An 11245-nucleotide genomic window follows, 5' to 3' on the forward strand; every position below is an offset into this window, starting at 1 on the left:
ATATGGTTAATTTCTGCTAAGCTCCCGGGATTTTAGGACTTTTGCATCTTCGCATGGTTTAAATTCTGTTAACAACATTCCACAGCATCGTTCGGAGGCAGGCGTCATAATTGTGCAGGGTGGCCGAATGTGCCACTACAATACGCCTAAGGTGGCGAGGAATATCGTCCTTTTGCCCCGGATGGTAGGTTGGTAAGCTTTCATTATCATCCGTTTGAAAGAACGGCCATCCGACTTGAAAATGAATAGGAAACTGGAAATCCGCTTTGCGGGTGGAGAGTTTCCGGCAGGCAGCGTTCCATCTATCGGTCTGCGGGCGGCAGCGCGTCAGATGGGATTTGCCGGGCGAGTATGTAACGAGGCGTAACCGCATGGCAAAAAACCCTAGCAGCGAGTCGATCGATGAGACGGCGTTCCAGGCGTTGGAAGATGCCCTAAAAATCAATTTCAACGATGATCAGCCGCGCCCTAGATCAGTGCCCCATGCCTCGGAGGCAAGAGTGTCAGACACTAACAAACCGCGTCAGACCCAGTATCAGGACGATGCCGCCGAATCATACAGATCGGCAGCCAACGAAACCGCTGCCAAGTCCCCCACATTCCAGCCCGCCAACGATGCGGGCAAACGCAGTTCGACTGCAATCCTGCGGACGCTGGAAGGCGGCGCGATGCGCTCGTCCATCCGCAATGCGGTGATCGTCTCGATCCTCTGGGCAATCGGCGGCATCGCTCTCGGGCAGATGATCTACGGCAACCAGCTCTGGCAGATCACCTCGGTCGAAGGCGTTCTCGCCGCTCCCGGCATCGTCGCGCTGGCGGTCTGCATCCTTGTTCCCATCATGCTGTTCTTCGCCTTCGCGATCATGATGGCCCGCGCTCAGGATCTGAGAACCGCCGCCCGTTCCATGGCCGAGGTGGCGCTGCGCCTGTCCGATCCGGAAACCGTCGCCTCCGAACGAATCATGAGCGTCGGCCAGGCCGTGCGCCGCGAAGTCTCGGCGATGAACGAAGGCATCGAGCGCACTATCGCCCGCGCCGCCGAGCTGGAAACGCTCGTCCATTCGGAAGTGAATGCGCTGGAGCGGAGCTTCACCGACAATGAACTGCGCGTTCGCGGCCTCGTCCACGAACTCGGCGCCGAACGCGACGCGATCGTCAACCACGCGGAGCGCATCCGCTCGTCGATCGTCGGCGCCCATGATCAGCTCAAGGAAGAGCTGTCGCTTGCGACCGAAGAAATCTCCATTCGCCTGGCGACATCAGGCGAAGCCTTTGCCTCGATGATCGAGACGCGCGGCGCGGCGCTGATGGAGAAGTCCAACGCGGCCGGCGAGGCACTCGGCAGCCTGCTGACCACAAAGACCGAAAACCTGCTGCAGACGCTCAATTCCTCTGGCTTCGCGCTCGCCCACGAGTTCGACGAACGCATGGATGCGATCAATACCGTGCTGTCGCAGCGCGGCCAGGCGCTTCTCAACGAATTCCAGACGCGCGCCTCCTCGCTCGACGCCAATACCGAAAAGCTCAACGCAGCGCTTGCAGACCGCACCCGCCAGCTGAACGAGACGCTGCTTGCCCGGACCCGCGAGATCACCGACGGGCTTGCCGAAAGCGAACAGACGCTCACCGGTTCGCTCGGCGGCATCCTCGCGGCTCTCAACAGCTCGCTCGAAGAAAAGACCTCGTCCTTCCGCCAGAGCCTGCAAAACACCGTCGAAGACGTGGTCCTCGACCTCGACATGCGCTCCGGCTTCTTCGAAGAGCGCCTGCAGACGACCGTCGGCCTGCTCAGCACGACCTTCGACGACAGCATTTCTCAGTTCACCTCCGCCTTCGACCAGCGTGCCGGCACACTCGACAGCAAGCTGATGGACAGCCTCGCCCGTATCAACGAGACGGTGGCAAGCGGTTCGGATGCGATCGAAAACATCCTCTCGTCCAGCGTCGAGCGCATCAGTTCCTCGCTGACCGACCAGTCGCTTGCACTCGAGACGACGCTCGGCACCGGCCAGGAAATGCTGGATGCCATGCTCGGAAGCCGCTCGCGCGAACTGTCCGACGCGTTGTCGGCGCGCAGCACCGAAATTCAGGATACGCTGGCCTCCCGCGCCACCGAAATCCAGGATGCGCTCGTCACGCATACTGGCGAACTCCAGGACGTCCTCGGATCGAGGACCAGCCAGCTTCGGGATGTACTCGGGACACGCACCAGCGAACTCCAGTCCGTGCTCGTCTCGCGCACCGAGGAACTTCAGGAAGCCCTTGAAGCACGCACAAGCGAATTCCAGGACGTCATCACCACGCGCACCGGCGCACTCCAGGAAGCACTCGAAACACGCACCACAGAACTCCAGGACGTGTTGACGACGCGCACCAGCGAACTCCAGGGCGTGCTCGCCTCGGGCACCGGGGAACTGCACGGAGTGCTCGGAACGGGCGCCACCGAGCTTCAGGATGCGCTTGCACTGCGCACCGGCGAGCTCAAGGACGTGTTTGCTTCCGGCACCGGCGAACTTCACGCCGGCTTTGCCAGCGCCCGTCAGGATATCGAAACAACGATCGCCGACCGCAGCAGCAGCCTTCTCAGCACGCTTTCGGAAAACCAGGCGAAGTTCGAACAGAGCCTGGCCATCCGTTCGGGCGCCATTGTCGCCGCCCTTTCCGGCAGCCACGATCATCTGACCGAGGTGCTGAGCCAGAAATCCAGCGCGATCGAAACGCTGATGTCCGGCGCGCCGGAGCGGCTCGCCGGCATGTTCGACGAAAAGTCGGAGCACATCTCCCGCACGCTCATCGCAAGCGAGCAGCGGCTCGGCGACGAGCTGGGTCGGCGCGCTTCCGAAATGCAGACGTCGCTCGATGCCAATCGCGAGCGGCTTTCCGAGATCCTCGAAGACAAGTCGATGGAGATCGCCACCTCCTTCGCGCTCGGCGAAGATCGCCTCGCCGGCATGCTCGAAGAGAAATCGGACTCCATCACGCGCGCACTTTCGGAAACCGAACAGCGCATGAGCGGAGATCTGGCGCGCCGCACTTCGGAAATCAACGAGGCGCTGGGCGTCAACCGGGACAGGCTCGCAGAAATCCTCGACGACAAGTCGATGGAAATCGCCACCTCCTTCGCGCTCGGCGAAGACCGCCTCGCCGGCATGCTCGACGAAAAGTCGACGGCAATCGCTAACACCTTCATCGATGCCGACGTCCGCATCGAGCAATCCTTCGCGGCCCGCGCCGAAGCGATCCGCAACGCCTATGCCGAGAACCAGCTCAATCTTGACCAGTCGCTCGAAAACCGGACGGCCGAGATCGCCCGCGTTCTCGAAAGCGGCGGCGATCGCCTCGAACAGACCGTCGGCAGCGCAAGCGACCGCATCGAAGCCGCGCTGACAACCGGCGCACAGCGTTTCGAAACGGGGATGGCGGACGGGCTGGAGCGCGTCGAAACCGTTCTCGGCTCGACTCAGGAACGTATCGCCGCAACCATCGGCCTTGGTCACCAGCAGCTGGAAACGACGCTCGGTTCCGGTTACGAGCAGATCCGCGACACCCTGGACGAACGCACGAAGTCGCTCGCGACAACGCTCGGCGACGCCCAGAGCCAGATCGGTGACCTGATGCAGGATCAGGTCACCTCCTTCGGCACCTCGATCGCGGCCAGCGCCGGGATGCTGGAAATGTCGCTCGAAACGCAGCAGAACGCCCTGCGCGGCGCCATCGACACTGCCGGGCAGTCTCTGGAAGAACGCCTGCGCGACAATGTCGGTACGCTCGCCGTCCGGCTTTCCGATGCCGCAAGCGAAATCGGCCGCTCCGCCGACGCCTTCTCCAACCGCATCCGTCAGACGGTCGGCGGGGTTCAGGACGCGCTCGAAGAAACCGGCAGTCGCATCGAATCGACGTTCGGCGGGCTTGAAGGCCGAATCCGGGGCGAGATCCTCGAGGCGGCTCAGCTCGTCGACGAGGCCGGCGTCAATCTTTCCAGCACGCTCACCACCCGCACGGCCGATCTGGAACGCGTCGCCGCCGAGGCTTCGGACCGCATCACCGAGACCATGGACGGCCGCACCGCCCGCATCGAGGAACGCCTCGGCACGATCGACCGCGCGCTGACCATCGGGCTCGACAACGTCACCAAGACCATCGAGAGCAAGGCCGTCGGCCTCGCCTCGACACTGCGCGAAGCGGTCAGCGCCGCGGCGCAGAGCATGGACAGCGAAGCAAGCCGCTCCGCCGAGGTACTGGCGCGTGCCGGTGCCGAGTTCACCGAAGAACTCTCCAGCCGCAACGCCGAATTCACCAAGGCGATCGAGGAACGGTCGACCCAGATCGTCGGCCGGATTTCGGAGACCCAGAACCGGCTCGCCGGCCAGGCGGCGACCGTAGCGCTTGCCTTCTCCGAAGCGGGCAATGCGATCGTCCACAAGGTCGCGGAGGCCGACAGCCTGGTGAAGCGCCAGGTCACGGCAATTTCCGAGGCACTCGACGAAGCACAGAAGGCGCTCGACTCGCGCGGCGACGGTATCCGCACCACGCTCGCCGATACCGCAAACCAGCTCGACACCGCCATGGACGCCGTCGACCGGGCACTCGCTGCCCGCGGCGACGCCATCCACTCGGCTCTCGACGCCCGCGCCCGCGATCTGAACTCCATGCTCGCCGGCCGCTCGGCCGAATTGGCACGCCTTCTCGATGAAAAGGCAAAGCCCATGGTCGAGGAATATGCCGCGACCGGCCGAACCGCCATCGAACAGATGACGACCGCTGCCCAGCAGGGCGCAGAGCTGCTCTCTGCCGCAGCGCACGAAACATCGGCACGGCTTTCCTCCGCCGCGGAAGAGACGACCGCACGGCTTTCCTCCGCCACGGAAGAATCGACGGCGCGCATTCGCAACGAGAACTCGGCGCTTGTCGACGCGATCGCCGCGCGGACCAACGAGACGCTCGCCGCCATCACGCAGCGGACCGAAAGCGCCGCCGGCACGATGCGTCACGTCGAACAGGGCCTATCAGCCAGCGTCAACAGCCTCATCGACAAGCTGGCGGAAAGCAATTCGAGCATTTCGGCGCTGGTCCAGGAGTCGGCAAAGGAACTCGGCAGCACCGCCGATGCCGTCGCCCATCACCTTTCGGAAGCCGACCGCAAGCTCAGCGTCACGGCCAACCGGTTCGTTCAGTCGGCAACCAACTCCGCCGATATCGTTTCCGGCTCGACCCGCATGCTCGAAGACAATATCGGCCGGATGTCGGACGTCTTCGGCAACACGCTGGAGCAGGTCAGCAGCCTCGTCGGCCGTTTCGACGACCACTCGAGGGTGCTTGTCGAAGCATCCGAACTCCTCGGTGCGGCACAGTCCAATCTCGTCAGCACGCTGGACGAACGCCAGAATGCCCTTCGCAACCTGTCGACCGGCCTGGTCAAGCGTTCCGAGGAAATCGAGACGACGATGCGCAGCCTGACGACCCTGGTCGACGGTGCTTTCGAGCGGGCGGAAGAACGCTCGCTGCAGGTCGGCTCGCGGCTTCGCGAAAGCCTGCATGCCTCGTTTGCCGATATCGGCCGGACGCTCGGGGAAACCCAGCATCGTGCCGAAGTGACCGCCGATGCGATGCGCGAGGCACTGATCAGCGCCGGCAGCGACGCCAACCACGCCATCGAGACCACGCTGTCCGACGCCGAGAAGCGCACCCGCGATCTTTCCGAGCGGATGCGCGGCAGCATTTCGCAGTCGCTCAGCGACGTCGAGCAGCTGCTGTCGGATGCCACTACCCGCTCCGGCAGCGCCGCCGAACAGCTGCGCGATACGCTCAGGGAATCGGTCGAGGAAGCCATCAACCGCTTCGCCGGCGCGACCGACGAAATCCGCCGCTCGGCACAGGATATCCGCCGCGAGCTGGATACGACCCGCACCGAACTGAAGCGCGGCGCCTTCGACCTGCCGGAAGAAGCCAAGGAAAGTGCAGCCGCGATGCGGCGTGCCGTCGCCGAGCAGATCAAGGCGCTGCAGGACATCTCGGCACTGGTCGGGCGTTCGACGCAGAACTTCGAGATCTCCGAAGCTTCGGCACCGCGCCAGGCGCCTGCTCCCGCTCCGCAGCCGGCTCCCGCCCGTCCGCAGCCTCAGCCTCCCGTTGCGGCCATCCCGCAACCGGCTCCGCCTGCGCCCCGCAACGATCCCTATGCCGGAAACGCGCTGCGCGGCACGCTGCCGCTCGACCGTCCCGCACAGGCGCCCGTCGCCCGTGCACCGGAACCGGCACGCGGCGGCACCGACGGCGGCTGGATCAGCGACCTGCTGCGCGGCGCATCGCGCGACGAGTTCACCGAGGCGGCTGCACCACGCCAGCCACAGCAGCCGGCACCGCGTGCAGCCGAACCGGCCCCCGCTCCACGCGGCGGCAATGGCGACAACCGCAACCCGCGCCACATGGTGGAATCGCTGAACTCGCTGTCGGTTGATATCGCCCGCGCCATCGACCACGACGCATCGGTCGACCTGTGGCGGCGTTACCAGCGCGGCGAGCGCGACGTCTTCACCCGTCGCCTCTACACGCTGAAGGGCCAGCAGACCTTCGACGAGATCAAGCGCAAGTACGACCGCGAACCGGAATTCCGCACCGCCGTCGACCGCTATATCGCCGATTTCGAAAAGCTGCTCGCCGACGTCGCCCGCACGGACCGCGACAAGACGGTAACCCAGAGCTACCTCACCTCGGATACCGGCAAGGTCTATACGATGCTGGCCCACGCCGCCGGCCGGTTCAACTAAGAACCGGATCGGAACACCCGATACTTAAAAGCCGCCTTTCGGGGCGGCTTTTTTGTTTGGAGCTAACGAAAGTCTGGATCAGCGATTGATGTCGAGGAATGGCAAAGGCAGGCCGGATTTCCAGCCTCCTGGCAAAAAAGACATGCAAGGCTCCCGGAGGAGGCCTTCATGACCCGCCTTCGATCACAGAGCTTTGCCACTTGGCACCGATAGCATCGGCATGGACAAGCCACGGATGATGCTGCGAAGAGGTCTTCCTCTTTCGCACATTCATAAGAACGATTTTGCGGGATTGGACGCCGTCACTCGTCGCGTCGATCCGACGAGACAGGCGTCCCCGTCGGCGGTGTACTGGATCAAGTAGGGCCGGCCCGTGGAACTCAGAATATCCGCGAACCTGACTTTAGCCGTTTATGCCTCACATCGACTTCAGCGACCAGTCGACGATCTCGGCACCGACCTTGGCGAAGGCGCGATCCAGTGCCTCGATGAAATCGCGGTTCTCGGCGCCCGAGACCGGAGAAGTCGCCTTGAACACGCTCTGGGCGCGCACGGTGCCGTTGCGGTCGTTGAGGATTTTGGCCGAGATCTCGACATTGGCGAGGCGGGGGCTGCCAGCGGTCACCTCGAAGGCGCGGATATCGGTCACGACCTGATAGTCGATCGCAAGGCCCTGCCCCGGCTTCCCGACGCCGCCGAGGCGGCCGGAATTCTCGAAAGCTTCCACAAGCTTCGACTGGACGAGCGCCGGCAGGCGGTCGCCCCAGCGGGAATCGGCGAGATACTGGATCTCGGAAGGCGAAACGCGCACGATCACCTGCTCGCTGTTCAGCAGCTTCAGCGCCGTGGGTTCCGGCACCAGGATCTGCCGGTTGCGGGCGGAAGCGCCCCTGCCGGAGGGAGTGATCGACAGATCGAACGTATCGTTGTTCGCCTTGCTGCCGCAGCCGCTCACCAGAGCCGCAATCAGCGGCAGGACAAGCAGAGCCGAGGCGCGGGTCGCCGCACGTCGCATCAGTAACTCCGAACCGGTCATTAAAACCCCACTGTCAAACACCGAAAACGCTGCGCTTACCGCCGCGTCCTGCCGTCATATTCCTTCACCGTCTCGCCGCCGAAGATCAGCCGCTGCGGATTCTGGTCGAAATTGGTGATCGTCTGGTCGAGCGACTGCACCGTGCGGCGCGCGTCGTTGACCAGCGTCTGGATGTCCCTCAGGCCGCCTGCAGAGAAGCGCGACAGGTTGTCGGCGATCGGCCCGACCCGCGCATTGATGTTGTCGGCAACGGTGCGGAAGGATTCGAGCGTCTTGCGCGCCTCGGCGAACAGGCCTTGCGAGTCGTCGCTCGACACAAGTCCGTCCACCTTGGCGAGAATGCCATCGACGCGGCTCGAAGCGTCGTTGAGCTTCTTTGCCAGATCGGTGAAATCGCCGATCGCCCGGTCGATATCGTCCTTGCGATGGGCGAAATTGTCGACCACGCTGCGGGCCGAGCCGATGGTCTGGCGGGCGTCCTCGGAGGCGGCAGTGATATTGCGGATCGTCGTCGCGACCTGATCGGTATTGACGGCACCCAGCACGGTATCGGCGCGCTTCAGAAGGGTCTGAGCGTCCGCTCCCGCTTTCTCGAAATTGGCGGCAGCGTTGCGGACATTGGTCACCAGGTCGTCGAACTTGTCCGAGGCCGTGGCGATATTGCGCGTGGCGCGCTCCGTATTGGAAACCACGGCATTGATCTTTTCCGCATCGATCGCGCTGACCAGCCGCTCGGCGGCTGCAAGCGTGGAGTTCAGCGTTCCGGAAACCCGGTCGATCGTCGTCGAAAGCGTCGAGAGGCTGTTCAGGAACTTGTCGATGCTGTCGGAATTCTGGGCAAGCGCCGAGGTGAAGGTTTCCACATTGCGGATTGTCTGGGTCAGCGGACCTCTTGCATCGGCGACAAAGCCTTGAATATCGCCGATCGCCGCGTCTGCCCGGTCGAGGATCTTGTCGGCGGTGGCGAGCAGGTTGGTGACGCTCGACTGCTCGGCGATGAGCACGGCGGGCCGGCCGTTCTCGATCGATTTCTGGAGGATGTTCTCCTCGCCCTTGGCGCCGCCGGAGAGTTCGATATAGGCAGCCCCCGTCAGGCCCTGCACTTCGAGTGCGGCCTGGGTGGACTGATAGACGGGCGCATCGGCCCGCACTTCGGTAAAGGCGATCGAATAACGGGGATCGTCCGGATCGATGGTGAGGCTGCGCACCGAACCGACCGGGATGCCGTTGAACCGGACCGGAGAACCGACCGACAAACCGTTCGCCGAGCCCGGAATGCGGATCGCAAGTTCAGCCGTCGGTCCGCCGCGGCCGGATTGTGCCATCCAGTAGACGAAGCCGAAAGCGGCAGCGATCACCAGCAAGGTGAAGAAACCGACAAGGGCGTAGTTGGCTCTCGTTTCCATAGATTACGTCACTCTTCTACTTCTGCCGCAGGCTGCTTTTCTTGGACCACGACTGACCGCGCCCGCTTGCCGCGGAAATAGGACTGTACCCATGGATCGTCATAGGCAAACATATCCTCAAGCGTACCCTCGACCAAGACCCGTTTCTCGCCGAGCACAGCTATTCTGTCGCAGACGGAGAAAAGGCTATCGAGGTCGTGTGTCACCATGTAGACGGTCAGGCCCAGCGTATCGCGCAGCCTGGCGATCAGCGCGTCGAAATCGGCAGCGCCGATCGGATCGAGGCCGGAGGTCGGCTCGTCGAGGAAAACAAGGTCCGGATCGAGCGCCAGGGCACGTGCAAGTGCAGCGCGCTTGATCATGCCGCCCGACAGTTCTGATGGATATTTGTCGGCCGCGTCAGGTGGCAGGCCGACCATTTCGACCTTCAGATAGGCGAGCTCGTCCATCAGCGACTGCGGCAAATCCAGATATTCGCGCATCGGCAGCTGAATGTTTTCCTTCACCGTCAGGGCCGAGAACAGCGCTCCGTGCTGGAAAAGCACGCCGAGCCGCGTATCGAGCGCCATGCGCTCGTCTTCCGCGACCTTGTCGTAATCGGCGCCGAGAATGTGGATCGTGCCGGAACGGTGCGGCAGCAGGCCGAGCACGGTGCGCATCAGCACCGATTTACCGGTGCCGGACGCGCCGACAAATCCCAGGATCTCGCCACGATAGATGTCCAGGTTCAGGTGGTCGAGCACCAGCTTCTCGCCGAAGCCGACCGTCAGGTCGCGGACCGACAGCACCACCTGGCGGCCGTTCGCCTTGTCCTTGAGCCCGGTCCGGGGTGCCTCTTCCACATCGTTCTCCATCAGAAATCGATCGCGGAATAGAAGAGGGCAAACATCGCATCCATGAAGATCACGGCGAAGATCGACTTCACCACCGAGGTGGTGACGTGCTGGCCGAGCGATTCGGCACTGCCGCCGACCTTCATGCCCTCGACGGCGGCAACGATACCGATCGCGAGCGCCATGAACGGCGCCTTGATCATGCCGGAGGCGACGGAAGTATGGTCGATCGCTTCGTGGAGCCGCGAGAGATAGGTATCGAAGGTGATGCCGGAATAGACGAGGGCTACGACGGCGGCCCCGAACAGCGCCGAAAAATTGGCGATGATCGTCAACAGCGGCAGCGCCACGGTCAGCGCCACAAGGCGCGGGAAGATCAGCACCCCGACGGGATTGAGACCGATCACCGTCAATGCGTCGATCTCCTCGCGCATCTTCATCGAACCGATTTCGGCGGTGATGGCGCTGCCCGAACGGCCGGCGATCATGATCGCGGTCAGCAGCACGCCGATTTCGCGAAGCTGCAGGATGCCGACGAGGTCGACGACAAAAATCTCGGCGCCGAAATACCGGAGCTGGAAGGCGCCCTGCTGGGCGATGATCGCGCCGATCAGGAAGGACATCAGAACGATGATCGGCACCGCGCGCACGCCCATGCGGTCGATATGGGTGACGACCGAGGCCGGCGAGACGCCTGCGCCACGGCCGAGCTTCATCTGCGCACCGCGAACCGCCGAGCCAAGAATATGCATGGCCGCATAGAAATCGCCGCCGAGCGAGACCATGACTTCGCCGACCGGTGCAAACAGGCGTTCGAACAGGTTTCCCTTAGCTCCGCCGTCCGCAGGCGGCGCAGGAACGTGTTCCGGCAAGACGCCGATCAATTCCCGGATCGGGCCTTCGCCGCCCACCAGGGCCGCCTCTCCGCCCTGCCCGCCCTTGGCGGTCATCAGCCGGCGGATGAGCCAGGCGCCGGCTGTATCGACGCCGGTGATACCGGAAAGATCGATCTCCACCTTGCCCCGTTTGGCGGCATTTTCGAACCGCTCGAACTCCTTGAGCACAGGCGCTATCGTCGGGCCGCGCCATTCGCCGGCCAATACGTACCGTTCACCGCCGTCGCCGGGCATATTTTCGGCCTTGATTTCGGCTGGCTGGAACGTCACGTGTTTCTTTCGCGCTTAAGCTTGTCAGGAGTTTCAA

5 protein-coding genes are annotated in these 11245 nt (G+C 63.4%); 1 reads left to right on the forward strand and 4 read right to left on the reverse strand.

Annotated elements, in window-relative coordinates:
* Positions 1-371: 371 nt before the first annotated feature.
* Positions 372-6767, forward strand: coding sequence for an apolipoprotein A-IV repeat region-like domain-containing protein (locus tag ACZ9EJ_RS08640; RefSeq protein WP_255742948.1), 6396 nt, complete (start codon positions 372-374; stop codon positions 6765-6767).
* A 418-nt stretch (positions 6768-7185) separates the two neighbouring features.
* Here the strand turns inward: ACZ9EJ_RS08640 and ACZ9EJ_RS08645 are convergent, their stop codons facing one another.
* From ACZ9EJ_RS08645 to ACZ9EJ_RS08660, 4 genes are read right to left on the reverse strand one after another with little or no spacing between them, the layout of a single operon-like run.
* Positions 7186-7803 (reverse strand): ABC-type transport auxiliary lipoprotein family protein, encoded by a 618-nt coding sequence (locus ACZ9EJ_RS08645; protein WP_046642185.1) that lies wholly within the window; start codon positions 7801-7803, stop codon positions 7186-7188.
* A gap of 35 nt (positions 7804-7838) precedes the next feature.
* Positions 7839-9209 carry an MlaD family protein gene (locus ACZ9EJ_RS08650; RefSeq protein WP_046636155.1) on the reverse strand — a complete coding sequence of 457 codons (1371 nt, stop codon included), beginning with the start codon at positions 9207-9209 and terminating at the stop codon, positions 7839-7841.
* Between the two features lie 8 nt (positions 9210-9217).
* Positions 9218-10063 (reverse strand): ABC transporter ATP-binding protein, encoded by an 846-nt coding sequence (locus ACZ9EJ_RS08655; RefSeq protein WP_046642186.1) that lies wholly within the window; start codon positions 10061-10063, stop codon positions 9218-9220.
* Positions 10063-11172, reverse strand: a complete 1110-nt coding sequence (locus ACZ9EJ_RS08660) for an ABC transporter permease (RefSeq protein WP_046636180.1) — start codon at positions 11170-11172, stop codon at positions 10063-10065. The genes ACZ9EJ_RS08655 and ACZ9EJ_RS08660 overlap by 1 nt, the downstream gene beginning before the upstream one ends.
* Between the last annotated feature and the right edge of the window lie 73 nt (positions 11173-11245).

Source organism: Neorhizobium sp. USDA 3394, from assembly GCF_056280385.1.

Excerpts from the sequence above, each read along its gene's own strand:
- ACZ9EJ_RS08655 (WP_046642186.1), bottom strand. The coding sequence starts at position 10,063 with ATGGAGAACGATGTGGAAGAGGCACCCCGGACCGGGCTCAAGGACAAG.
- ACZ9EJ_RS08650 (WP_046636155.1), bottom strand. The coding sequence starts at position 9,209 with ATGGAAACGAGAGCCAACTACGCCCTTGTCGGTTTCTTCACCTTGCTG.
- ACZ9EJ_RS08645 (WP_046642185.1), bottom strand. The coding sequence starts at position 7,803 with ATGACCGGTTCGGAGTTACTGATGCGACGTGCGGCGACCCGCGCCTCG.
- ACZ9EJ_RS08640 (WP_255742948.1), top strand. The coding sequence starts at position 372 with ATGGCAAAAAACCCTAGCAGCGAGTCGATCGATGAGACGGCGTTCCAG.
- ACZ9EJ_RS08660 (WP_046636180.1), bottom strand. The coding sequence starts at position 11,172 with ATGCCCGGCGACGGCGGTGAACGGTACGTATTGGCCGGCGAATGGCGC.